The sequence below is a fragment of the Enterobacter cloacae complex sp. I2 genome (genome assembly GCF_014896205.1).
Taxonomy (GTDB): Bacteria; Pseudomonadota; Gammaproteobacteria; order Enterobacterales; family Enterobacteriaceae; genus Enterobacter; species Enterobacter quasihormaechei.
Genome location: NZ_JADBRA010000018.1, coordinates 47,558 through 73,114 on the forward strand (window position 1 = coordinate 47,558; position 25,557 = coordinate 73,114).

The following is a 25,557-nucleotide window of genomic DNA, read 5'->3' on the forward strand; positions in this document are numbered from 1 at the left end:
GATATGAGTCAGTTGCAAACGCTGGATGCGGTAACGGTCATCGCCCGGGGGCTTTCTCTGGCAGACAAAGCCTTTATCAACGGCCGCTTCGTGGCTGCGCGTTCAGGCAAGACCCTGGCGACCACTAACCCTGCCACTGGGGAGATCCTTACTCACATTGCCGCCTGCGACGTCACCGACGTCAACGCCGCGGTGGAAGGGGCGCGCAGCGCCTTCGAGGCCGGAAGCTGGAGCAAGCAGGCGCTAGGCGAACGCAAAGCGGTGCTGCTGAAGCTGGCGGCGCTGATGGAGCAGGAGATCGCCTCTCTGGCAGTGCTGGAGAGCCTCGACAGCGGCAAACCGGTCAGCGAATGTGAAGCGGTCGACGTGCCGGAAACTATCCACGTGCTGAAGTGGCACGCCGAAGCCATCGACAAACTGTATGACCACACCGCCCCGGTCGGTAACGGCGCGATGGCGCTGGTGGTGCGCGAGCCGATTGGTGTGGTGGGCTGCGTCCTGCCGTGGAACTTCCCGCTGCTGATGCTGGCCTGGAAAATTGGCCCGGCGCTGGCGGCTGGCTGTTCTGTGGTCGTGAAACCAGCGGAGCAAACCTCGCTGACCGCGCTGCGGGTTGCCGAGCTGGCGTATGAAGCGGGCGTCCCGGCGGGGGTGCTGAATATCGTCACTGGCACCGGCAGGGAGGTCGGGGAGCCGATTGGCCTGCACCCGGATATCGACATGGTGAGCTTTACCGGCTCCACCGCTACCGGACGGCGTTTCCTGCACTACGCGGCAGAATCCAACCTGAAAAAGGTGGTGCTGGAGTGCGGCGGTAAAAATCCGGCTGTGGTCTTTGACGATGCGGGGGATCTGGCGACCGTGGCTGGCCACGTGCTGAACGGCGCATTCTGGAATATGGGCGAGAACTGTTCCGCCACCTCGCGCCTGCTGGTGCAGGAAAATGTCAAAGAGGCGCTACTGTCCGAGATGGCAAAACAGATTGGCGACTGGCCGATGGGCAATCCGCTCGATCCCAACAACCGACTGGGGGCAATGGTCTCGACGGAGCATTTCAGCAAGGTGAGCGGCTATCTCGACACCGCCCGCCAGGAGGGGCTGCGGATGGTGCAGGGCGGCGATACTGAACAGGGCATTTACGTCCAGCCGACCATTATCGATGGCGTGACGCCGGAGAGCGCGCTGTTCCGGGAGGAGATCTTCGGCCCGGTGCTGTGCGTCACCACCTTTAAAACCGAAGCCGAGGCCATTGCGCTGGCCAACGATACAGAATACGGTCTGGCCGCGTCGGTCTACACCAGCAGGCTGAAGCGGGCCATTCGCGTCTCGCGCGCCATTCGTGCCGGTACGGTGACGGTGAACTGCTTCGGGGAAGGTGACGCCACCACGCCGTTTGGTGGCTACAAGCAGTCGGGCTTTGGCGGGCGCGATAAATCTGTCTTCGCCCTCGACCAGTACACCGAACTGAAGACTCTCTGGATTGATCTCTCTGAAGACGACGCCTGAAGCCGTTTTTAACGGTCTGGAAGAGAGAATCCATTTCTATTTCTGTCTTCTGGTGGCGGTTGGCCTGTCGAGAACGCAGGGACGCATCTGCTCAAACCGGCAAAAAAATGATTTTATTATGAAGTGGCTTAAAAATGCCGGGCAGCTGCCGCCGTTTCGCCACGTTGCCGGCAGTGAAATTGTCTGGCTGCGTGGGGAGATCCTGCGCCATCCCCCAGACCGGGATCCGGAGCCCCTCCTGAGGCTGATCTATCAGACGGCCAGAGAAATGCGCAGAGCATGATTGCTGTGGCTGATAATTTTGCTGTTGCACATCTTTATCTGTAGGTTAAGCAACATCATAGTTAAGCATCACAGGTCGATTTTCAGGAGGCGGCAATGAGAACGGGAAAGGTAGCGCTGTATGAGGATCTCAAGCGACATATTCTGACCATGGAGCTGGATCCGGACGAGCTGCTGGATGAAGCCGCGCTGACCGCGCAGTACGGTCTCTCCCGTACGCCGGTGCGTGAAGTATTCCAACGCCTGGCGGGGGAAGGGTACCTCGAAATTGTGGAAAAACGCGGCGTACGGGTGATCCCGATGAGCCACTCGACGCTGCGCAATTTCTTCCTGGTAGCGCCGATGATCTATGCAGCCACCGGGCGTCTTGCCGTACAGCATTACAAACCGGCGCAGCTAAAAGCGCTGAAAGAGACCCAGAAGCGATTTCGTAAGGCGGTGCAAACCCGCGATGCCGAAGCCCTGGCGCTGGAGAACAACCGTTTTCACGAGATCATGGGCGAGATGGCGGCCAACCCCTATCTGCAGCCGAGCCTGGGACGTTTGCTGATCGACCACTGTCGCATCGGGCACACCTTCTTCCGGCCGCAAAACGAGGACATGGAGCGCCGATTACAGCTGGCTGCGGATCATCACGACGCCTTTATCGCTGCCATCGAGGCGCGTGATGAACAGGCGGTGGTCGATCTGGTGTTTGAGCACTGGGAACTGTCGCGGGAAAACATGGAGATCTTCATCGCGCCCCAGGGGCTGAAAGCCGATAACTTCGCCCCTTTCCCGGAGGGGGATAACCGCTGATCGCATCCCGCTAAGGCCTGCTGGCACCCGCTGACAGGCCTCCTTTCCCCATTCGTATTTCTTCTCTGACGCCCCGCTGCGCCGGGCTTCGCACGCCTTTTTTATCATTCCTGTAACTATTTTTATACTTGATGTATACATGAGATATACATCACATACACATTTTCTCGGGATGGCTAACATTGATTCAACGCTACTTACCGGAGTAACCCACGTGCAAAAGATCACTTCTCTACCTGCTGACGACGCCCTGCCGGGTTGGTATCACACCAGTCAACCGCGTACCCCGCGTCCTGCCCACGTCGGGCAAAAGCATGCCCGCTGGGCGATAGTCGGGGCCGGACTAACCGGGCTGGCGGCGGCTCGTCAGCTGGCGCTGAACTTCCCGGATGATGAAGTGGTGCTGATTGAGGCGCAGGACGTGGGTTACGGCTCCTCCGGGCGCAACGCCGGTTTCGCCATTGATGTCCCGCACGATATCGGGGCGAAGGACTATATCGGCGACGTGACCACCGCCAATCTGATCCTCAAGCTCAACACGCTCGGGCAGAACTATCTGCGTGAGATTGTAAAGGAGCACGGCATTGAATGTCAGATGACCGAGTCCGGTAAATATCAGGCTGCGGTGGGGGAGAAGGGGATCGCCATTCTCGAGGCCTACCGCAGTGGGCTGGAGAAAATTGGCCGCCACGCAGAGATGATCCCCGGGAAGGATCTGCCGGATCATATCGGCATCTCTTACTACAAGCAGGCGCTTTATATTCCGGGCACCATTCTGCTTCAGCCCTCGGCGCTGGTGAAAGGGCTGGCGGACAGCCTTCCATCTAACGTGACCCTGTATGAAAACACGCCGATCACGTCCATTGACTATGGTGATAAAGTGACGCTGGTGCATGACCTGGGCAGTATCACCGCCGACACGCTGATCCTTGCAAACAACGCCTTTGCCGCCCATTTTGGTTTTCTGCGCGGTCGCCTGCTGCCGACCTTCCTCTATGGCAGCCTGACCCGTCCGCTGACCGCTGAAGAGCAGGCGCAGCTTGGCGGCAAGCCGGTGTGGGGCGTTATCCCGGCGCATCCGTTTGGCAGCACCGTGCGCCGCACGGTTGATAACCGCATCCTGATGCGCAACAGCTTTAGCTTCCATCCCGACGGTCGCCCGCGTGAAAAACAGCTGAAGCACAATATTGAGACCCACCGTAAATCGTTCGAGCGCCGTTTCCCGATGCTGAGCAAGGTTGATTTCGAATACTCCTGGAGCGGGGCCATCTGCCTGTCAGACAATCACGAAGGCTTCTTCGGCCAGCTGGCGCCGAACGTCTATGGCGCGCTGTGCTGTAACGGTCTGGGTATCACCCGCGGCACCGCCACCGGCAGACTGCTGGCGGATATGATCGCCGGGGAGCGCAACGAGCTGATCGATTTCCTGGTGGCCTCGCCGGGCCCGAACAGAACCCCGCCGGAGCCGTTCCTGTCGATTGGGGTGAACTCGGTGCTGAAGTGGGGCCAGTTCCGCGCCGGACTGGAGGTGTAGCATTCCGTGAAAACGCCTGATGGCGCTGCGCTTATCAGGCCTACGGGTAGTGTAGGTCGGATAAATGCAGCGCCACCTGACGCTCTTACTTAATGCCTTATAGCCCAATATCGCTAAGATTCGGGTGATCGCTAGACGTCTACCCAGCGGCCAGAGATAGAGTTGCTCGGATTCCTTGCTTGGCGTGCAGCTTGTTATAAGGCTGTTTGTGTGATTCAGTGGCTTCGATCTAATTGTCCTGTAACTGTGCCCATAACAATTCTGCACCTGACAAACCACATCACCATGAGTTTGTTAAATATGTTATACCGACGCCGGACGCCGATTGGCCTGAATGGCCCTGCGATCGCTGGGCATACCATTGGTGCCGGCATCGTGCTGGTAACGACAATAGTAGAGCGTTTGAGCAGTTGCCGGTCCTCACGCCGGGAGACTGGATTAACTGACCGCTGACAAAATGCGTGACAATGACAGTCCGCTCAGTGCCAGGAGCGGACCTCCGTTACTAGTCAGAAGAGGAAGCACAGAAATATTTAGGTCTGTTGGGTAATAATTACGATTTATAATAAAAACTTCTCTATTTCAGAATCCAGAAGTACAGGCATACGTAAGGATGCAATTATGAAATCCAGGAGTGCGTTAGTTTTAGAAGAACTCAGATCCAAATTACGTACTGCCTCTGTGGCACAAGTCGGTGGTTTCCGCCCTACAGCAGACCCAATTACATCCTGGTTTTTAAAAGGAGTCGCTCTTCCAGGTGAAGGGTTGCCAGTTTGGAAGGGGCAGCCGATGTTTCCGCTACTCCAGATTCGCGTAGATGAGCTTCCCGTGATTCCTGAACAACTGAAGGGGATCGCGCTCTTAGTGCTTTATCATAATATGGAAAGCCATCCATTTGATAAACCTCATGGCGAGGGGTGGCTAATACGAGAATACGCCACCCTTGATGGGCTTGAGTTATTGCCTGCAATTAACACTCCATATCGCGCATTTCCGGTTCGGTGGGTGAGTGTCAATGATGATGCTCCGGGATGGGAGGATGCCTGGGATATTATTGACTTGTCTGACGTAAACGATGATGAGGATGCAAGTGATAGATTCTATGATGGTTTTAACCGGTACAGGGGAACCAAGGTTGGAGGATATCCAACGGAGATACAACATGGTGTGGGGATTCAAGATTTTGTCTTTCAAGTGGGGTCAGAAGAAAAAGTCAACTGGATGTGGGCGGACAATGGTATCGGCTACTTTCACAAATCCCCAGAGGGACTCTGGACGTTTTCATGTCAGTTTTACTAGAAACTCAACGTCCTCTCATCGCTCATAGCGGACCTTCAACATGAGCCTGCCCACTTTGTGCCAGCAGGGGAAAACACCCTGCAAATAATCAGAAGGTCATGTTCACGCGTCGTTCAACCCGGGCACTGACTCTCCAGCCATTGACCGACGACGGGCCATAATTTCTCCGCACATCGCGTACGAAAAAATCCCATATGCCCAATGGACGAAAGGCCAAACAGCAGACAATAAACCTCGCCCGTGCGTTTTTCGCGAAACACGACGCTTTATGAACTCAGCGTGGGGCAGGGCACGCGTCGGATAAACGTCCCTTAAAAAAATCCTCTTCTATACTCAGTAACGTTTAGTGAAATATGCCGCCGTTCTTCACGCCGCATTGTTTTAATAGCGATTGCACGCGCGAACAGCAGGGGCATATATCCACGAAAACGCTTTACGTTGGTCCATTTTGCATTTTTTAGAGGGGGATCCCTGGTATGTTGCATTCTCAATCTTCGCGCGTCGGCAGTATTTTGCTGCTGCTGGCCGCGATAATAGGCTTCGCGGTGGCGCTATACGCCTGGTGGACGCCGCTCACCGGCGTCACAGGCACCATTGGCGCACTGGGCGTGGCCATTGCCAGCGCGGTGCTGGCGATACTGACCTTTATGTTACGTGCGGCATCGGGGCGTGGGGCGCGTGTTTTCATGATAATTATCACCCTGGTCGTGTTAGTGGGTATTGGTTTTGCCGCCGCGCTGCTGCACCAGTACATCATAACGGCAGCCATGGTGGTCGGCCTGATCGGTCTGATTATGCTGAGCAGCAATTCCGCCCGTTACAAACATTCCGTCCGAACCTGAGGAGCCGCCCGTGCATAACGATAAGCATTATCCCTTCATAAAAGTCGGCATGACGGCGCTGGCGCTGCTGGTCGCTCCGTTCGCGCTTCAGGCGCAGGATAAAGCCGCTGAGGCCTCTCAGGGAACCCAGGACTCGCTCAACATTGATGCCGCCGATCAGCAGGCACCCGGGACCACAAAAACCACAGACGATGCCTCAACCGGCAACGGTGGCGGGCAAAAAGTCGCCTCGGCGAACCAGCCAGCGACGCCGCTGGTGCCCGGCACCGCCACCTGGGACAGCTTCCATGGGCAGCTTAACGCGCAGAAATACAGCCCATTAACCCAGATCACGGCGGATAACGTCGGTAAATTAACGAAAGTATGGGAATTCCATACCGGCGACGTCTCGGATGGCAAAGGCGATACGCCGGCGACCGTATGGTCCGCAACGCCCATTTTCGCTAACGACACGCTCTATATCGGCACGCCTTTCGATCGCCTGATTGCGCTGGATCCGGGCACGGGTAAAGAGAAGTGGCACTATGACACCAAATCGTCGCGCAAGGCGCTGACCCAGCCGGTGCTCAAAAACCGCGGCGTTTCCTACTGGCAGGCAAAACAACCGGTGAACGGTCAGGCATGCCAGAAAATCGTCTATATGGGCACCGTTGACGGCAAGCTCTTTGCGCTGGACGCCGATTCAGGCAAACCGTGCAGCGACTTTGCGGACAACGGCGTGCTGGATCTGAACCAGTGGAACACCGTTAACGCCAAGTATCCGCTCTCTGTCCTGCAACCGCCAACCGTCGTCGGCAACCATCTGCTGGTAGGCTGGGCCGGGAAAGACTGGGCCTATGCCGAAGCGCCTCCTGGTACCGTATTTTCATTCAACGCCCAGACCGGCGAGCGTGAATGGACCTTTGACGCGATCCCGGAAGAGATCCGCAAGCGTACCGGTACGGCCAACGTCTGGACGCACATGTCTGCCGATGAGGCCAACGGCCTGGTCTATCTCCCGGTCTCGTCTCCGTCTCCCAACTACTGGGGCGGCAACCGCGTCGACGCTATTCCGCTTGGCACCTCCACCACTGCGCTGGACATCAACACCGGTAAAGTGGTCTGGTCTCGCCAGTGGGTACACCACGACGTCTGGGACTACGACATCAACTCCGCGCCAACGCTGATGGATATCACCGTAGACGGCAAACAGATCCCGGCGCTGGTTCAGGCCACCAAGCAGGGCTTCCTGTTTGTGGTTAACCGCCTGACGGGAGAGGACGTATGGCCTATCGAAGAGCGTCCGGTTCCGCAGGGCGATGGTTCGGTGCAGGGCGAGGTGCTCTCGCCTACGCAGCCGTTCCCGACCAAACCTGCGCCGCTGCTCGACCAGTCGAAAAAGCCGGAAATCTGGAAGCTGGCGGATATCGTCGGTGGCGGCCAGTGTTCCCGCCTGTGGGATAACCTGACCTATGAGGGAATGTACACCCCGCCGACCACCAAAGGCGAAGGCACGCTCACCTATCCCGATAGCGCCGGCGGCGTGCAGTGGGGCGGGGTGGCGTTCGATCCGCAAAAACAGATCGCCATCGTCAATACTTCGCATATCGTCCAGTACGTGAAGCTTTACAGCCGTGAAGATTACGATAACGCAGACAAAGACTCCGGCAACGAAAGCGGTTTTGCCCCACAGGAAGGCGCTCCGTACGGCATGCGTCTGCTGGTGGCGAGCAACTGGCTGGGCATGCCGTGCTGGAAGCCGCCGTTTGGCGAAATCGTGGCGCTGGATATGCACACGGGCGATGTGAAATGGCGTCGTCCGGTTGGCGCCTCCCAGCAGTATGGCTTCTTCATGCCGGAAAGCTGGGGTTCGCCTACCATTGGTGGCCCGGCCGTGACGGCGGGCGGCGTGATCTTCATCGGTGCCTCTATGGATGCCAAAGTGCGCGCCTACTCGGTGGAAACCGGTGAAGAGCTGTGGTCCGATCAGGCAGAAGCCCCGGCGGTAGCGAACCCGTCCGTCTATGAGTATAAAGGCCGCCAGTACGTGGCCTTCGTGGCGGGCGGAAACACGATCCTGAAGGACCAGGTAGGAGACCAGGTAGTGGTTTACGCGCTGCCTGAATAGTGTTGCCCGGGAAGGGGGAAATAAGCGTGGGGCCTGCGGGCCCCACTTTATTTTGCCTCTGCCGTTTTACCGGCGCGCTTATTTATCGGCTGATGCCCCGGCGCGCGTGGACATCTGCTCTGCGGACTTCAGGTGCTGCTCAACGACCGGAGTGTGCTCGTTGGCCAGGGCCTTCACATCCGGATCGCTGATTTTACTGGCGTCGCTCTGTAGCTTCGACAGCACGTTCTGGTGGTCTTTCACACCGGCGTATTCCATATACATCTTGTCAAAGGCGTCACCGCGCTGGTTTTCCAGCCTCGACGTCAGGGCCTTATGCGCGGCGTCGGGCTCGGTCGGCAGCTCTACGCCCTTTTTCTGGGCCACGGCCTGGACTTTGGTCAGGGCGGCGCCGTGATCGTCGACCATTTTCTGGGCGAATGTTTTCACGTCGCTGGTTTGAGCCTTGTCGAGGGCGAGCCTGGCGGCGGCAACTTCGTTGATATTTGCCTGCGCCATGTCCTTCAACGCATTTTCGTCGCCGGCGCTGAGTTTGGCGTCTGATTGAGCCTGGCCCGCAGCGCTAGTCTGCGCGGCGCCTGTCGTCTGAGCGTGTACGCCAACGGTGCTGAACATTGCTGCAACTGCTGATACGGCTAGCAGCCTTTTCAGGGTTTTACTCGTGTGCATATTGTTCTCCTGATGGTCATGGTACAGGTGAGTTTGAGTTGCTTTATGCGCAACCGGGCAGATAAGTGATAACTACCCCGGTCAGTATAGTAGATGAACCTGCTGCGCCCGCAGTTTACTCGTCAGCATGGCCGGTAATCATAATCAATGGCGCGCTTCTTATTGCTCAATCCATCTACAAAATTGATACGGATCATTTACATATTTGGTGCTAATGTTAAATATATAGATTCATCAACAGGAGGAATGATATGAAAAAAGCACTATTAGGGACTGTATTGGCTTTAACGGTAGCAAGCTTTGGCGCATCTGCGGCAGATATGATTTCCAAGGATGAAGCGCACCACTTCAAACTGGAATATCTGGGTAACGTATCTGTAGGGGCTTCAGGTGGACAAATTTCTTCACCTTCAGATCTTCATGAAAAACTTTCAAAACTGGCAGACGAGAAGGGCGGGAAATACTACGTCATCATTGCTGCTCGTGAGCATGGCCCGAACTTCCAGGCCGTAGCGGAAGTTTTCAAATAATCTTCACGATTAAAGAGAACCGGGCATGACGCCCGGTTTTTTATGGATAATCTACGTCTTTATGAGCGAATAAATGCCAGAATATCGGCGTTTATGGTATCGGCATGCGTGGTATGCATCCCGTGCGGGAAGCCTGGATAAATTTTAAGTTCGCTGTTTGCGAGCAGCTTGTCCTGTAGAAGGGCGGCATTTTTATACGGTACGACCTGATCGTCATCGCCCTGCAACACAAGGACAGGAACCGTGATGGCTTTGAGATCGTCCGTCTGGTCGGTCTCTGAAAACGCCTTAATGCCTTCATAGTGGGCTTTGGCGCTACCGATCATACCCTGACGCCACCAGTTCTGGATCGTGCCCTGCGAAACCTCAGCTCCGTCCCGGTTAAATCCATAGAACGGACCGCTGGCGACGTCGAAGTAAAACTGGGCGCGGTTAGCTGCCAGCGCCTGGCGGAAGCCGTCGAACACCTCAATGGGCGTTCCGCCGGGGTTAGCGTCGGTTTTGACCATCAGCGGTGGAACGGCGCTAACCAGTACCGCTTTGGCCACTCGCCCCTGAGGCTGACCGTACTTCGCAACGTATCTGGCGACCTGGCCTCCGCCGGTGGAGTGGCCGACGTGCACGGCATTACGCAGATCGAGGCTTTCAACCACGGCCGATGCGTCGGAGGCATAATGATCCATATCGTGGCCTTCACTCACCTGATCGGAACGACCATGACCACGACGGTCGATGGCGATGACGCGGAAGCCTTCAGCAAGGAAAAAGAGCATCTGGTTATCCCAGTCATCGGCGCTCAGCGGCCAGCCGTGATGGAAAACAATAGGCTGCGCCTCTTTCGGACCCCAGTCTTTGTAATAAATACTGACACCATCTTTCGTTGTTACGAATGCCATATTTCAGACTCCTCTGCTAATGGCAAAAATGTGTGAAGGCTAAGTAAATAGCCCAGCATTTAAGAACGTAATAAAATTGACTTATATTAATCTTATTACCGATATATCCGCTTAAAGTGTAGAAGGGTTCCTGAAAACAGTTATAGGTTTATTTTATAGGGTCATTATAAATTTTAAACGAAATAGCCCCTATATATGCCGGGGCACTGTTATTTTTCCGATGGGCTTATTATTGGCCGGGCAGAGGTCACCGCCGCCCGGCCTGACGGGCTTAAACGATCGCGTTAGGGCACGGTTCGCCCTTATCAAGCTGCTGTAAATTGCCCAGCGTGGTTTCCGAAATGCTGATCAGCGCTTCGGCGGTCAGAAACGCCTGGTGTCCGGTAAACAACACGTTGTGGCAGGCCGACAGGCGACGGAATACGTCGTCCTGGATCACGTCGTTAGATTTATCCTCAAAGAACAGATCGCGTTCGTTCTCATACACGTCCATACCCAACGCGCCGATTTTTTGCGTTTTCAACGCTTCGATAGCGGCCTGAGAATCGATCAGCCCGCCGCGGCTGGTGTTAATGATCATCACGCCGTCTTTCATCTGGTCGAACGCCGACTGGTTAAGCAGGTGATAGTTTTCAGGCGTCAGCGGGCAGTGCAGGGAGATGACGTCAGACTGGGAGAAAAGCGTTTTCAGATCGACATACTCCACCCCCAGCTCCAGCGCAGCGGCGCTTGGGTACGGATCGAACGCCAGCAAGCGCATGCCGAAACCTTTCAGGATGCGAAGGGCGGCCACGCCGATTTTTCCGGTACCGATCACGCCAGCGGTTTTACCGTACATGGTAAAGCCGGTCAGCCCTTCCAGAGAGAAGTTAGCATCACGGGTACGCTGATAGGCGCGGTGAATACGACGGTTGAGCGACATCATCATGCCAACGGCGTGCTCTGCCACCGCTTCCGGAGAATAGGCCGGGACGCGCACGACCTTCAGGCCCAGCTCTTTGGCGGCATCAAGATCGACGTTGTTAAAGCCCGCGCAGCGCAGGGCTATGTATTTCACGCCCTGTTTCTTCAACTCTTCCAGCACCGGTCGGCTACCATCATCGTTAACGAAGATACATACGCCTTCACAGCCGTGGGCGGTTTTAGCCGTCTTTTCAGTCAGCAGAAAGTCGAAAAATTCAAGATCGAAACCGTACGTCTCGTTAACATGTTGCAGATACTTTTTGTCGTACTGCTTTGTGCTATATACCGCGAGTTTCATAAGACTTTCTCCAGTGATTTTGGAACCACGTTAGCATGTTTAAAATTATCTTACAATTTTTCAAAATTCATTGAAATCAATAAGTTCTATGAATTATTGTAGAGCATCTACTCTTAAAAATGGCATAACCTTCAACTGACTGGCTAAACATGCGACAATGAGCGGCAAGAACGGCTTATTTATTTCGCAAAATCAGGATATTAACTGCCCATGAAGGGTAAATACAAAGCCGCAATCGCGCTATTACTGCTGCTGTTACTCGTGCCGCTGACGCTGCTGATGACGCTCGCCCAGTGGGTGCCCACACTCGCCGGGATCTGGCTTCCCGTTGGAACGCGCATCGCGTTTGAAAAAAGCCCGCGGCTAACGCGCCACGCCCTGATTATCCCCGATCTTCGCTATCTGGTAGAAGAGTGCGAAATTGCCCGCGTCGAAAACGTGACCCTGTCACACCCAAGCCGCTGGGATCTGGATATCGGCGCGCTTGAACTCAGCTCTGTCTGCCTGAGCAAAATACCGCAATCAGCGCCTTCGACGGTGGCGCCGAAAACGCTGGCACAGTGGCAGGCCATCCTGCCCAACACCTGGCTGACCATCCACCGCTTTACCCTTTCCCCCTGGCAGCAGTGGGAAGGTGAGCTGCATGCCTCCCTGACCCCAGCCCGCCAGGACATCACCTATAAGGGAGAGCAGGTGAGCATTAAGGGGCAGCTGCGCGGCCAGACGCTTTCTGTAAGCCAGTTCGATGTACAGCTGCCGGACCAGCCTCAGCCCGTGAAGCTGGTGGGTGAATTTACCCTGCCGCTGGTGCCGGACGGCTTGCCGGTGAAGGGGCATACGGTCGCCACCTTTAACGTGCCACAGTTATCCTCGCTGGTCGATGCCGATCTGGACTGGGAAGGTAATCAGGGCCAGCTGGTGGTGATGGCGCGGGAGAACCCCGATCCGCTGCTCGATTTACCGTGGCAGATCACCGCCCAGCAGCTAACGATCAGCGACGGACGCTGGAACTTGTCAGCCTCCGGTATGCCGATGAGCGGACGCGTCGGTCTGAAGGTGGATAACTGGCAGCAGGGGCTGGAGAAAGCTACCTTCACGGGGCGCCTCAACGTGCTGACCCAGGGGGATGCGGGTAAGGGCAACGCGGTGCTGAATATCGGTCCCGGCTCCCTCAGCATGGAAAACAGCGCGATGCCGCTGCACCTGAGCGGGGAAGCCAAGCAAAACGATCTGATCCTGTATGCCAGACTCCCGGCGAAACTGACCGGCAGCCTTTACGATCCGCAGCTTACGTTTGAGCCCGGCGCATTATTGCGCTCGCGCGGGCGCATCATTGACTCGCTGGATATCGATGAGATCCGCTGGCCGCTGGCGGGCGTGAAGCTGACCCAAAAGGGCGTGGATGGACGCCTGCAAGCCATTCTGCGGGCGCATGAAAACGAAATGGGCGATTTTGAACTGCATCTGGACGGGCAGGCTAACGACTTTTTACCCGATAACGGTCTGTGGCAGTGGCGCTACTGGGGGAAAGGGAACTTCACGCCGATGAACGCGCGCTGGGATGTTCGGGGAACCGGGGAGTGGCGCGACAACGTTATTGAGCTGACGGATCTTTCCACGGGTTTCGACAAATTGCAGTACGGCACGATGCTGGTCAGCAAACCGCGCCTGGTGCTGGATCGCCCGGTGCGCTGGTCGCGCGACCCGGCTAACCCTGGCTTCAGCGGCGCGCTCGCGCTCAATGCCGGGCAAACGAGCTTCTCGGGCGGAAGCGTGCTGCCACCGTCCGTATTGACCTTCAGCGTTGAGGGGACAGACCCGACGGTGTTCCAGTTTAAAGGAGACCTTCACGCGGACGACATCGGCCCGGTACGGGTAAATGGCCGCTGGGATGGCGAACGCCTTCGCGGTCAGGCCTGGTGGCCAAAACAGTCCCTTACGGTGTTCCAGCCGCTGATCCCGCCAGAGTGGAAAATGACCTTACGCGGCGGCGAAATGTACGCTCAGGTGGCCTTCTCGGCGGCGCCCGATCAGGGCTTTGAGGCAGGTGGGCACGGGGTGCTGAAAGCGGGCAGCGCGTGGATGCCGGATAACGAGATTAACGGCGTTGACTTTGTCCTGCCGTTCCGCCTGAGCCAGGGCACCTGGTCGCTGGGCACGCGGGGGCCGGTAACGTTACGTATCAGCGAGGTGAAAAACCTGGTCACGGCCCGAAATATCACTGCGGATCTCCAGGGCGATTACCCATGGACCGAAGCAAACCCGCTCCTGCTCACCAACGTGAAGGTCGAAGCGCTCGGCGGGAAAATTACCATGCAGCAGCTGAGAATGCCGCAGCACGATCCGGCTTTGCTGCGCGTGGATAATATTTCCTCCAGCGAACTGATAAGCGCGGTAAATCCGAAGCAGTTTGCCATGTCCGGCCCGGTGAGCGGCGCGCTGCCGTTCTGGCTGGACAATGAAAAATGGATCATTAAAGATGGCTGGCTGACCAACCCGGGGCCGATGACGCTGCGCATCGACCAGGACACGGCGGATGCCATTGTGAAAGACAACGTGGTTGCCGGGGCGGCGATCAACTGGCTCCGCTATATGGAAATTTCGCAGTCGTGGACGAAGCTCAATGTGGATAATCTGGGGGTGTTGACCATGCAGGCCGCCATCAAAGGCATCAGCCACGTCGAGGGCAAAAGCAGCTTCGTGAACCTGAATTACACCCATGAAGAGAATATTTTTACCCTCTGGCGCAGTCTGCGCTTCGGGGACAATTTGCAAACATGGTTTGAGCAACATGCGGCGATACCCCTTCTCCGCAGTGCGACAGGCAAGGAAAGTGAGGAACAACGATGAAAAAGAGGGCTGGTGTACTCACCGTGGCCGTCGTCGCGCTGCTGTCAGGCTGCACGCCGCGCATTGAAGTGGCGGCGCCCAAGGAGCCGATCACCATCAACATGAACGTGAAAATCGAGCATGAAATCCATATTAAAGTGGATAAAGACGTTGAAGCCCTGCTGAAGTCCCGCAGCGATCTGTTCTGAGGATGCCATGAAACGATTAGTTCTGATGTTACTGGCGCTGGGGATGAACGTTCACGCCGCCACGCTGACGCTCAACGATGCGCGCGCCCAGGGACGCGTAGGGGAAACCCTGAGCGGCTATCTGGCGCCCGTTCAGCACGACGCTGAAACGCTGGCGCTGGTGAACCGTATCAACGCCGCGCGTACGGAAAGCTATCAGCAGCTGGCTGACGATAATAATTTGCCCGTCGACGAGGTGGCGAAAATGGCGGGACAAAAGCTGGTGGCGCGCGCCCAGCCGGGCGAGTACGTAAAGGGGATTAACGGCAAGTGGCTGAAAAAATAGCTAGCGGTAACGCTTACGGTACTCGCCCGGCGAAACCCCGAAACGCTGCTTGAACGCGGTGGAAAAATGGCTATGGTCGGTGAAGCCCCAGCTGTAGCCAATTCCCGCCAGCTTTTCATCGTCGCTGATGCCACGTAGCGCCTGCGCGCACAAATCGAGGCGACGGTTCTTTATGTACTGCGCCACCACCAGCCCTTTCTCGGCAAACATGCGGTACAAGCTGCGCACGGACATGCCGCTCTCTGAGGCTATCCATTCCGGTCTTAACGCCTCAGACTGAATGTGGTCATCAATCAGGGAGAGCACGTGCCGGAACTGACGCTCCTTGCGCGGCAGCGCCTCGTCACGCTGCTGGAACGCCGGACGCAGCAGACACACCATTGCCTCCAGCGCCGCTTCACTTTCTCTGACGCTCAGATCGGCATTCCCCATACTCTCCTGCAACAGACGGTAGCTCAGCTGCACCGTAGGCAGGCTGCGGGAGAGGGGGAGCGCACAGCGTACTTCCTGAAAACGTGCGTATTGCTCAATGATTTGTCGCGGTAGCAGCAGCGAAATCTGGCGGGAACGCTCCTGCCAGTAAATGGAGCACGGGCGGGAGGCGTCAATCAGCGTGATATCCCCGGCTTTCAGCACCGAGCGTCGGTCGTCCTGTTCGATTCCCGCGCTGCCTTCCAGCTGAAATACGGTGTAGAACCAGGCGTCATTGCCGCTTTTGATTTCCTGACGGGTGCGAAACAGGTTAACGCCAGCGGTGGTCACCGTGCTCAACTTCAGACTTTGGGTGTAGCTGGTTTCCAGTTCGCCGAGAAACGCTCCCTCTAACGGACGCGCCGCAAAGCGCCCGCAAACCTGGTTAATTTGCGCCAGCCACTGCTGAAAATTGTCCTGTTCGCTTGCACATGCCATTGCTTTTCTCGCTGCACCGTCACCGTTTTCGCATTGTTGCATTTATGTTGCATTTTGTCTGGGCTACGAGGCTGACTATAGGAAAGAACGCTTACCGGTGACAGCGTTATAAGCGGGAATTATCACGATTTGCGGAGCCTGTCACAGCTGGCAAAGCGAATGTCACACAGACAAAAGCAGGAATGCGAAACCCCTCTTAGACTGCTTACACACCCTGCGAAGCATAACGAAGGAGTACCCTATGTCCGAATCACACGTCGCCGTCCTGCCGGGCGTGCAGCAGTTTTTAGACCGTCAGCACGGCCTGTGGATTGAAGGGCGTCAGGCGGCATCCGACAGCGAAAAGCGTCTGAACGTCTACAATCCGGCGACCGGAGAGGTGATTGCCTCCACCGCCGATGCCAGCGTCGACGATGTTGATCGTGCGGTGATGTCCGGCTGGCGCGCCTTTGTCGCCCGAAGCTGGGCCGGGCGTCTGCCGGCAGAGCGGGAACGCATCCTGCTGCGGTTTGCGGATCTGGTGGAACAGCACGGCGAAGAGCTGGCGCAGCTCGAAACCCTGGAGCAGGGGAAATCCATCAATATTTCCCGCGCCTTTGAGGTGGGTTGTACCCTGAACTGGATGCGCTACACGGCGGGGCTGACCACCAAAATTGCCGGCAAAACTCTCGATCTCTCTATTCCTCTGCCGCAGGGCGCGCGCTATCAGGCGTGGACGCGCAAAGAGCCGGTTGGGGTCGTGGCGGGGATTGTACCGTGGAACTTCCCGCTGATGATTGGCATGTGGAAAGTGATGCCCGCACTGGCGGCAGGCTGTTCCATCGTGATCAAACCCTCCGAAACCACGCCGCTCACCCTGTTGCGGGTGGCGGAACTGGCGAGCGAGGCGGGTGTCCCGGATGGCGTGTTCAACGTCGTAACCGGAAGTGGTGCTGTCTGCGGCGCGGCGCTGACCTCGCACCCGCGCGTTGCCAAAGTGAGCTTTACCGGTTCGACGGCGACGGGCAAGCAGATAGCCCGCGCGGCGGCGGATACGCTAACGGGCGTGACGCTGGAGCTGGGAGGCAAAAACCCGGCCATCGTGCTGAAAGATGCCGATCCGGCGTGGGTGATTGAAGGGCTGATGACCGGCAGCTTCCTGAATCAGGGGCAGGTCTGCGCGGCCAGCTCGCGCATTTATATTGAGGCCCCGCTGTTTGACACGCTGGTCAGCGGGTTTGAACAGGCCGTGAAATCCCTGACCATCGGGCCGGGCATGTCGCCCGAGGCGTTTATCAATCCGCTGGTGTCGCGCGCCCACTGCGATAAGGTCCAGGCGTTTTTGGATGAAGCAAAGGCACACAATGCGGAACTGATCGCCGGGAACCAGGGACCAGACGGCAAAGGCTTTTACGTTTCGCCAACGCTGGTGGTCAACCCGGATAATCATCTGCGCCTGACGCGTGAAGAGGTGTTCGGGCCGGTGGTCAACCTGGTCCGTGTCGCCGACGGGGAAGAGGCGCTTCAGCTGGCGAACGACACTGAATATGGCTTAACGGCCAGCGTCTGGACGCAGAACATCAGCAAAGCGCTGGAGTACACCGACAGGCTACAGGCCGGAACCGTGTGGGTGAACAGCCACACGCTGATCGACGCCAACCTGCCGTTCGGCGGTATGAAGCAGTCCGGCACCCGGCGTAACTTACAGCGACCACCGGTCCCGCCCGGCCTCTTTCGCCCGGTACAGCGCCGCATCGGCGCGGGCGATGATTTCCGGACCGGCAAGTCCTGCGCTATGGGCGGCAATCCCCATGCTGACCGTCACATATTCACTGACCTTCGACGCACCGTGCGGAATGGCTGCCGCGCGCAGGCCTTCCTGGATCCGCGCAGCGACTTTTTCAGCAACGTTTTCCGCGCAGTCAAAGAGGATCACCACAAACTCCTCGCCACCGTAGCGGGAGACCACATCCTCCGGGGTGCGCACCGAGGCGTTCAGCACCTCTGCGACCCGCGCGAGGCAATCGTCTCCTGCCTGGTGACCATAGGTGTCGTTATAGAGCTTGAAGTAGTCGACATCCAGCATCAGCACCGTAAAGCGTTTGCCTTGCTCCACCGCGTTTTCCAGCACCAGCTCCATCGCCCGGCGGTTGGCCGTTCTCGTCAGCGGATCCTGGTGGGCCAGCGCATCCAGCCGTGAAATCAAGCGTTGATTCTGCTGGTTGCGACGCCAGGCCTCTTCAAACCAGCTCAACAGGATGTAGCGTCCGCAAACGAGAATGAAGGTGAAGACCACCCACAGCCCGACAAAGCGAAGGTTAATCTCGTGATTCAGCAGCATGCTGGCAACGGGCAGAGTGATCCACAGCGGCGCGATAAAGCACACCAGCCCCACCGGATGAAAATAGAGCGCGGTCATACCGGCCATCAGCAGGGTAACGAATACCGGCCAGGGATGAGGAAGCTGGATCACAGTGATAAACCAGTAACAGCTTATCGACCACAGCAGGCTGCACATAAACAGCACGGCGCTGACGCCGCGGATGTGGCGCCAGGCCATGATGACCAGCGCCACGGAAAGAATGATTACCCCCAGCATGGAAGCATCAATCATCTGTCTGAGAGGCGGGCTGATGTGCAAGAGGGCGTCAAAATGGCCGAACAGGGAATTGCGCAGCAGAACCATCAGCGCAAAGCTCGCATTGACAAAGGCGAGCCAGGGCAGATTCACGGCCAGCCCGTGGACAACCATTGATTTACGGGTAGGCCATGTCGCAGGTTCGGGTGTCGTTGGATGTCTTTTTTCCATTAAAGAGAATTTTCCTTGAGCGGGCGGAAGGACCGCCCGCGTGTGCATGCCGTTACGGGGTCACAATGTTAAACCAGAATTCAAATTTATCCATATAACCGAGCATGGCATCGAGCTTGGCGGCATCGCCGGTCACTTTGATATCGCCGTTATCCTGCGCCTGTTTTAGCGTCACTTCTTTCAGGATGATTTTATTCAGCGTATCGCGGTTGAGGGTCACGGTCGCGTCAGCGTCTTTCGCTTCGGCGTTCGCCGTGTGGTTCAGCACGCCGTTTTCCAGCTCCAGCTTGTATTTGCCGCCGTCGCTGCCGAGGTCGATGTTAAATACCGATTTAGCGTCCGCCGCTTTTTCGCCGTTGATGTGCACCGCCAGATAGTCAAAGAACATTTCTGGCGTCATTGCGCGCACGGTATCCGGGCTGGCGGTGTTCGGAGTAGGGCCTTTCACCACGCCGTTGCGCAGTTCCTGCGCGCCGGTCAGGTAGAAGTTACGCCACGGGCCTGATTCAGCCTGATAACCGAGCTGCTCCAGTGCGTCCGCTTCCAGGTTTCGCGCAGCCTGATTGTTTGGATCGGCAAAGACCACTTTGCTGACAACCTGAGCCACCCAGCGGTAGTTCCCCTGGTCAAAGTCGGTTTTGGCTTTGCTCAGGATGGCATCCGCGCCTCCCATATACTCCACAAATTTCTTCGCGGCTTCTTCAGGCGGCAGTTCGTCCAGGGTCGCCGGGTTGCCGTCAAACCAGCCTAAATAGAGCACGTAGGTGGCTTTGACGTCATGGCTGACGGAACCGTAATAACCCCGGTTGGCCCAGGTATTGGCCAGAGAGTTCGGCAGCTTAAAGTTGGCGGCGATTTCGTCCCGCGTCAGCCCTTCGTTCGCCATGCGCAGGGTCTGGTCATTGATGTAGCGGTAGAGGTCGCGCTGGCTTTTCAGCAGGTTAACCACATTTTCGTTGCCCCAGGTCGGCCAGTGGTGCTGCGCCATAATGACGTCGGCCTTATCACCCCAGCGTACAATGGCCTGGTTGATGTATTTCGACCATGGCAGCGGTTCACGAATTTTCGCGCCGCGCAGGGAGTAGGTGTTATGCAGCGTATGGGTGACGTCTTCCGCAGACTCGATCAGCTTTTTCTCTTCGATATACCAGAGCATCTCGGAAGGTGCTTCGGAGCCCGGCGCGAGCATAAAATCGTAGGTCAGGCCATCGATGACCTCTTTCTGTCCATCTTTCTCGATGATATTGGTCGGGGCAATCAGGGTTACCGTCCCGGCGGAGGTGGTGGTGCCGAGACCCGCGCCGACCTGGCCTTTCGCATCCGGCTTCAGCAGGTTGCCGTACATATAGCTGGCGCGGCGGCTCATGACGTTACCCGCCATGATATTTTCCGCGACGGCGGCCTCCATAAATCCGGCTGGCGCGTAGACTTTGACCTTGCCGGCCTTCACGTCGGCTTCGTCCACCACGCCGCGCACGCCGCCGTAGTGGTCAACGTGGCTGTGGGTGTAAATCACGGCGACGACAGGTTTCTTGCCGCGATTTTTATAGTAAAGATCCATCCCGACTTTGGCCGTTTCCGCTGAAACCAGCGGGTCAACGACGGTAATGCCTTCTTTACCTTCGATTATGGTCATGTTTGACAGGTCGAGGTTACGGATCTGGTAGACGTCCTCAGTGACTTCAAACAGGCCGCTGATGTTAATCAGCTGGGACTGACGCCATAAGCTCGGGTTAACCGAATCGGGCGCTTTATCGCCTTCTTTGATAAAGGCGTACTGCTTCGGATCCCAGACGGTGTTGCCTTGTTCACCTTTGATCATTTCCTGAGGAAGAGGGGCAATAAATCCTTTGTGGGCGTCCGTAAAATCGGTGTTATCGGAGAAAGGGAGCTGGTTGAAGAGTGCGTTGTTGGCCTGTTGCGTTGCTGCGGTTGCGTCCTTGGGTGCTTCGGCTGCCCAGGCTGAACTTGCGGATGCAACACATCCTGCCAGCACCAGCCCTCTGACTATCTGATTGATTTTCATCCTAAAACCTCTCGGTAGTGTTTCGCGTCGTTTGTGGAAACTTCGGTTGCTGCAAAATGTTTCAAGAGTTGCAAAAGGATTAAGCGAAGTAACATTAACTATAATTCGGGAGGGGGATTCAGCAAGTAAGCGGATGAAAAGCCGGGCATTGCGCCCGGCGGTTGCTTATTTTTGCTCGGCTTTTTTCTTGCCAAGCGTTGGCGTCTCGTCAAAAAAGTTCCACGGCTTGAGCAGCGTGTGCACCCATTCTGTCGGCATAATCGGCCACTCTTCAGCGCGGGCGACGTGGGTGGTGCCGGTAGTCATCCAGATGACGTTATCCTGGTCGTTGAGCGACTCGTTATCTTTGCTGTACTGCCCGAGGCCCGTATCGTGGGTGGAACGGTTCGGGTATTTCCCCTCCGGGTACATTTCGTCAGGATGGTAACGGGTCACCCACAGCTGTTTATCCATAAAGCTCAGGCGGTGGTAAATCCACTCGTCCGGAGCAAACTTCGCGCCCGTCGCCACCGGGTGTGTGCCCCCCGCGTAAGGGATAATCTGATACGAAACCGGGTTGCCCATGCGGTTCTCTTTGCGGGTGTTGCTCAGCAGGCGGATGGTGCCCGGGTCGAACTTCTGGGCGGCCTGCTGTTCGGTATCAATATCATACTGATTAACCTGCATGGTACTGGTGCGCGGGCCGCCAGCGGCGTTTGGTTTGACTTCCGGATCCATGGCCACCAGCTTGTTGTTAATACCATCCACGTCCATATCCAGACGGAAATTATAGATGTGCTGGTGCGTGGTACCGACAATGTTATGGTCGATCAGCGTCCCGTATTTCGTGTCATCTTTCGCGGTGGCGTCATGCATCGTTTTTGTCTGTACGCCTTTTACCGCTTCAATGCCCGTGGCACCCGCATCAATGCCGATGGTGCCGTTTTCATGGAACACCCAGTCGAAGATGTAATCGTAGTTACCCACGGTGCTGACCCAGCGCACGACCAGCTCGCGGCGTTCGGTGCTGACGTTGGGTTTACCTAACTCCTGGTGCTTATATTCTGGCCCGGCGTAACGCTCAAAAATAGCGATCGCCCGGGGGATCTCCATTGGCGCACCGGTGTAGTCCGGGATAGTTTCGTTGAGCATCACGGCGTTGGACGGCGCGTCTTTACCGCGCACCAGCGGGGAGGTCAGGGTACCCATGCCGTAGTCACCGGAGTCCAGGTAGGCTTTAAAGTACCAGCCGATATCCGGGTCGCCGTACGGCACGATCATTCCGCCGAGCGAACCCTGGTACATCACCTGGCGCTTTTTGCCGTTGTCGTTATAGGTCACGGTGGAGATCATCGGGCCGACGCGTGAGTCCAGGCTCAGATGAAAATCCCAGTTCTGCCAGTGCACCCTATCCCCGGTGATGGTGTAGTTCTTGCCTTCCGGCTCGATAATATCCAGCGGTTTTTTCTCCGCCTCAACGCGGTCGCGGCCATCATACGGGCGCGGGGTGAGCGGCACCGGCACGACCGGGCCTTCCTCAATCTTCTGGATTTTCTTCTGCTCAAGATCCACCACCGCGACCAGGTTTTCAATCGGGTGCGCCCAGTAATTACCGTCGCCCACGTCGAGATAGCTGATCACTTTCAGCAGGCGATCTTCCTGTTTCAGCCCATCCTTGCCGTCAAAAAAGCCGACGGTAAGCGGCGTGGTGATCACTTTTTTTGGATCGTTAATGCCGCGCTTTTTCAGCACCGCGGCAAACTCCGGGCTCTCACTGACGATCTGCTGCACGGTGTTGAAGTCATCCAGCAGCACCATGCCGTGCGCGTCTTTGATCGGCGCCCAGTGGAGGATCTTTTTGTCCTTCAAATCCACCCGGCTTTCGACGATGCGTTTGCCGTCAAGCATGATGATATTGGCCTGGCGGGGCGCATCCACCGCCGTGCCGTTCAGCACAAAGTCCCAGACTTTGGCTTTATCTGGCTCCGCCAGCGCGATCTGGGTAAAGCGGGTATTGGGCTTAAAATCCGCAGACGCTTTCACAATCTCCACGGCCTGCTTGATTTCATCAGCCGTCAGCGCGTTTAACGGATGGGGGCTTTTTTCGACCTGAAAGGTCCGATCAAGACCGGACTGAAAGACATCGTTGATAAAGGTCTCCGGGATATACGCCTTGTTGTCCTTCATCACCACGGGCACCTGTAGCGTCAACGGCTTGCCGTTAACCATGGCGGTGTTTGCGCCGGGTTTGACCTTCACAAAAGCACCGTCTTTAACGATGGTAAACATCTGGGCATAATCGTCCCACTGCACGTCAGCCCCGAACGCCTGGAGCGTTTTGTCCATCGGAACCATATGCGCCTCGCTGCCGTGCGCGTAAACAGGGGATTGCCAGGCGCAACAGAGCGCAACGGCCATGGCCAGCGCCGTTCTACGGGCAGAAAAAGAAGAATAGCTTCCCATCGCAGACCTCATCTTGTTGTGTTTATTGTGTTGTGTCAGCCTTATCCTGACAGGCGCGCACGAAAAGCGTTTGCCTGCATCTGCCAGGTTGTTTGTCAGTCTTGCCAGGTTAAAAAAAGACCGGGGAGAATCACACCCCGGTCAAGCGGTTGTAGGCCGGGTAAGCGGAGCGACACCCGGCAGGAAAGAGGTACGTCAGAAATCACCCTGCTGGCGCGCCACCAGCGTAAGGATGGAGTAGAGCGCCACGGCCTGCTGATGCTGGTTGAAAATCTCAACCGCCCATTCCACCACGCCGGTGGGCCTTTCATCGGCAGCACGCTGTTTCTTCAGCGTTTTACGTTTGCAGGTCAGGCGCACCTGAATGGTGTCGCCCGGTTTAACCGGCTCGATAAAGCGCAGGTTTTCCATACCGTAGTTGGCAATAACCGGCCCAACCCCGGCATCAACAAACAGCCCCGCCGCGGCGGAAATCAGAAAATAGCCGTGCACCACGCGCTCGCCAAAAATCGACTCCGCCGCGCCAATTTTGTCCATATGGGCATAGAAGTGATCTCCGCTCAGGCAGGCAAAATTCACGATATCCGCTTCCGTCAGGGTACGGCGCGGGGTCAGCAGGCTGTCGCCCGGCTGTAACTCTTCGAAGTATTTACGGAACGGATGAACGCGATCTTCCTGCACCCCGGCGCCACGCACCCACTGTTTGCCGATGGCGGCGAGCATGGACGGGCTGCCCTGAATGGCCGTGCGCTGAAGATAGTGCTTCACGGCGCGCAGGCCGCCCAGCTCTTCGCCGCCGCCCGCACGTCCCGGGCCGCCGTGCACCAGCTGCGGCAGCGGGGAACCGTGTCCGGTAGACTCTTTGGAAGATTCCTCGTTGAGGATCTGAATACGTCCGTGGGCGCGTGCTGCCCCGGCAATAAACTGCCGCGCCACGTTTGAATCTGCCGTGACCAGCGTTCCCGCCAGGCTGCCGCCGCCCGCTCGCGCCAGCTGCATGGCGTGTTCGGTATTGCGATACGGCATCAGGGTGGCGACGGGGCCAAAGGCTTCGGTGGAGTGAACGGCCGGCGTCTCGTCCGGCTGCGGGCAGAACAGCAGGGTCGGCGGGAAGAATGCCCCAGCCGCCTGCAAATCGGCCTTACCACCCAGACGGATTTGGCAGCCCGCGGCAAGCAGATGATCGACTTTTTCCTGCACGTCGGCGCGTTGCTCATGGTTGACCAGGGCACCCATCTTCACTCCTTCCTGCGCCGGATCGCCGACGACCACGTTCTCCAGCCGCGCAATCAGCGCCTGGCTGACGGCCTCAACCTGCGCTTCCGGCACGATGATGCGGCGGATGGCGGTACATTTTTGCCCGGCCTTGGCGGTCATCTCGCGCACCACTTCACGGATAAACAGCGCAAACTCCGGCTGCTCCGGCGTTACGTCTTCACCAAGCACGCAGCAGTTCAGGGAATCCGCTTCCATGGTAAACGGAATGGAATTGGCGACGATATTCGGGTGCACGCGAAGGCTCTGTCCGGTGCTGGCCGATCCGGTAAACGTCACAACGTCCTGGCTGTCGAGCTGGCTCAGCAGATCGCCCGCGCCGCCGCAGATCAGGCTGATGGCGCCGTCCGGCACCAGACCGCTCTCGACAATCGCTTTCACCATCGCCTGCGTGACCTGCGCGGTGGCGGTGGCGGGTTTGATGATGGCGGGCATCCCGGCAAGCCAGGTCGGGGCAAGTTTTTCCAGCATCCCCCAGCACGGGAAGTTGAACGCGTTGATATGTACCGCCACGCCGGACCTGGACGTCAACACGTGGCGCGCCGCAAAGCCACCTTCTTTCGACAGCGGGATCAGCTCATCTTCTGGCCACAGGGTATCGTCCGGCAGTTCGCGGCTGCCGAGGCTGGCGTAGGTGAAGAGGGTGCCGATACCGCCTTCAATGTCCACCCAGCTGTCAGCCTTCGTTGCGCCGGTCTGGGCTGAAAGGGCGTAAAACCGATCCTTCTGGCTCAGCAGGTGTTTGGCCACCGCCTTCAGCATGGCGGCACGCTCGATAAAGCTCATTGCGCGAAGCGCCTCCCCGCCGTGTTCAATGGCGTAACGGCGTGCGGCCGCCATATCCAGCCCTTCGCTGGTGACTTCAAATAGCGTTTCCCCGCTGATGGCGTGGGTTATGGTGCGCTCGCGGCCCCGGCCTGACTGCCAGGTGCCGGACAAGAAGCTGGCTAACTGCTGCATTTCTTCTCTCCAGATGTTTCGTGATTTCACTATAGATAGTTTGATCATGAATCATAAAAATCAAGCTGAG

General features: G+C 57.2%; 19 protein-coding genes and 2 pseudogenes. 12 read left to right on the forward strand and 9 right to left on the reverse strand.

Annotated elements, in window-relative coordinates; translation table 11 throughout:
- Window positions 1–3 precede the first annotated feature (3 nt).
- The 5 genes from IM300_RS16245 to IM300_RS16265 all read left to right on the forward strand — a co-directional run bounded on the left by IM300_RS16245 (window position 4) and on the right by IM300_RS16265 (window position 5,419).
- Window positions 4–1,506 carry an aldehyde dehydrogenase gene (locus IM300_RS16245; RefSeq protein WP_193037405.1) on the forward strand — a complete coding sequence of 501 codons (1,503 nt, stop codon included), beginning with the start codon at window positions 4–6 and terminating at the stop codon, window positions 1,504–1,506.
- A 118-nt stretch (window positions 1,507–1,624) separates the two neighbouring features.
- Entirely contained in the window at window positions 1,625–1,789 is a 165-nt protein-coding gene (locus tag IM300_RS22700; protein WP_226842336.1) for a hypothetical protein, read from the forward strand.
- A 95-nt stretch (window positions 1,790–1,884) separates the two neighbouring features.
- Window positions 1,885–2,586, forward strand: coding sequence for a GntR family transcriptional regulator (locus tag IM300_RS16255; RefSeq protein WP_032707853.1), 702 nt, complete (start codon window positions 1,885–1,887; stop codon window positions 2,584–2,586).
- A gap of 214 nt (window positions 2,587–2,800) precedes the next feature.
- Window positions 2,801–4,120 (forward strand): FAD-binding oxidoreductase, encoded by a 1,320-nt coding sequence (locus IM300_RS16260; RefSeq protein ID WP_193037407.1) that lies wholly within the window; start codon window positions 2,801–2,803, stop codon window positions 4,118–4,120.
- A 621-nt stretch (window positions 4,121–4,741) separates the two neighbouring features.
- Entirely contained in the window at window positions 4,742–5,419 is a 678-nt protein-coding gene (locus IM300_RS16265) for a DUF1963 domain-containing protein (RefSeq protein ID WP_180210777.1), read from the forward strand.
- A gap of 113 nt (window positions 5,420–5,532) precedes the next feature.
- Here the strand turns inward: IM300_RS16265 and IM300_RS16270 are convergent.
- Window positions 5,533–5,637, reverse strand: a pseudogene (locus IM300_RS16270) (alpha/beta hydrolase); the annotation flags it as partial.
- 258 nt (window positions 5,638–5,895) lie between these two features.
- On the opposite strand from IM300_RS16270, the gene IM300_RS16275 reads away from it, so the two are divergent.
- Window positions 5,896–6,261 (forward strand): hypothetical protein, encoded by a 366-nt coding sequence (locus tag IM300_RS16275; RefSeq protein WP_193037409.1) that lies wholly within the window; start codon window positions 5,896–5,898, stop codon window positions 6,259–6,261.
- Window positions 6,262–6,271: 10 nt separating this feature from the next.
- The gene (locus IM300_RS16280; RefSeq protein ID WP_063451439.1) at window positions 6,272–8,368 is read left to right on the forward strand and encodes a pyrroloquinoline quinone-dependent dehydrogenase; all 2,097 of its coding nucleotides are present in this window, start codon (window positions 6,272–6,274) and stop codon (window positions 8,366–8,368) included.
- A 78-nt stretch (window positions 8,369–8,446) separates the two neighbouring features.
- On the opposite strand, the gene IM300_RS16285 is transcribed toward IM300_RS16280, so the two are convergent.
- Complete coding sequence (locus IM300_RS16285) at window positions 8,447–9,037, reverse strand: DUF4142 domain-containing protein (RefSeq protein ID WP_102750664.1); 591 nt, start codon at window positions 9,035–9,037, stop codon at window positions 8,447–8,449.
- A gap of 251 nt (window positions 9,038–9,288) precedes the next feature.
- On the opposite strand from IM300_RS16285, the gene IM300_RS16290 reads away from it, so the two are divergent.
- Window positions 9,289–9,567: a DUF1471 domain-containing protein gene (locus IM300_RS16290; protein WP_063451437.1), complete on the forward strand. Its 279-nt coding sequence runs from the start codon at window positions 9,289–9,291 to the stop codon at window positions 9,565–9,567.
- Between the two features lie 59 nt (window positions 9,568–9,626).
- Here the strand turns inward: IM300_RS16290 and IM300_RS16295 are convergent, their stop codons facing one another.
- Window positions 9,627–10,463, reverse strand: coding sequence for an alpha/beta fold hydrolase (locus IM300_RS16295; protein WP_193037411.1), 837 nt, complete (start codon window positions 10,461–10,463; stop codon window positions 9,627–9,629).
- A 271-nt stretch (window positions 10,464–10,734) separates the two neighbouring features.
- On the reverse strand, window positions 10,735–11,724 hold the full coding sequence (locus tag IM300_RS16300; RefSeq protein WP_063866805.1) for a 2-hydroxyacid dehydrogenase: 990 nt from the start codon (window positions 11,722–11,724) through the stop codon (window positions 10,735–10,737).
- Window positions 11,725–11,934: 210 nt separating this feature from the next.
- Here IM300_RS16300 and IM300_RS16305 point away from each other — a divergent pair, with 210 nt between their 5' ends.
- Genes IM300_RS16305 through IM300_RS16315 form a run of 3 tightly spaced genes read left to right on the forward strand, consistent with a single transcriptional unit; the run spans window position 11,935 to window position 15,087 of the window.
- Window positions 11,935–14,574 (forward strand): YdbH family protein, encoded by a 2,640-nt coding sequence (locus IM300_RS16305; protein ID WP_193037413.1) that lies wholly within the window; start codon window positions 11,935–11,937, stop codon window positions 14,572–14,574.
- Window positions 14,571–14,762: a YnbE family lipoprotein gene (locus IM300_RS16310; RefSeq protein WP_003857369.1), complete on the forward strand. Its 192-nt coding sequence runs from the start codon at window positions 14,571–14,573 to the stop codon at window positions 14,760–14,762. Before IM300_RS16305 ends, IM300_RS16310 begins: the two co-directional genes overlap by 4 nt.
- A gap of 7 nt (window positions 14,763–14,769) precedes the next feature.
- On the forward strand, window positions 14,770–15,087 hold the full coding sequence (locus IM300_RS16315) for a YdbL family protein (protein WP_063451434.1): 318 nt from the start codon (window positions 14,770–14,772) through the stop codon (window positions 15,085–15,087).
- Here IM300_RS16315 and feaR read toward each other — a convergent pair whose 3' ends face one another.
- Entirely contained in the window at window positions 15,088–15,996 is a 909-nt protein-coding gene (gene feaR / locus IM300_RS16320) for a transcriptional regulator FeaR (protein WP_063866803.1), read from the reverse strand.
- Between the two features lie 241 nt (window positions 15,997–16,237).
- Here feaR and IM300_RS16325 point away from each other — a divergent pair.
- Window positions 16,238–17,677 (forward strand): annotated as a pseudogene (locus IM300_RS16325) (aldehyde dehydrogenase family protein); the annotation flags it as partial.
- Here the strand turns inward: IM300_RS16325 and IM300_RS16330 are convergent.
- From IM300_RS16330 to paaZ, 4 genes are all read right to left on the reverse strand, one after another.
- Entirely contained in the window at window positions 17,678–18,784 is a 1,107-nt protein-coding gene (locus IM300_RS16330) for a GGDEF domain-containing protein (RefSeq protein WP_193037415.1), read from the reverse strand.
- Window positions 18,785–18,836: 52 nt separating this feature from the next.
- Complete coding sequence (locus tag IM300_RS16335) at window positions 18,837–20,810, reverse strand: alkyl/aryl-sulfatase (protein WP_193037417.1); 1,974 nt, start codon at window positions 20,808–20,810, stop codon at window positions 18,837–18,839.
- A gap of 165 nt (window positions 20,811–20,975) precedes the next feature.
- Entirely contained in the window at window positions 20,976–23,252 is a 2,277-nt protein-coding gene (gene tynA, locus IM300_RS16340) for a primary-amine oxidase (protein ID WP_193037419.1), read from the reverse strand.
- A 195-nt stretch (window positions 23,253–23,447) separates the two neighbouring features.
- Entirely contained in the window at window positions 23,448–25,487 is a 2,040-nt protein-coding gene (paaZ, locus tag IM300_RS16345) for a phenylacetic acid degradation bifunctional protein PaaZ (protein WP_193037421.1), read from the reverse strand.
- Window positions 25,488–25,557: the final 70 nt, after the last annotated feature.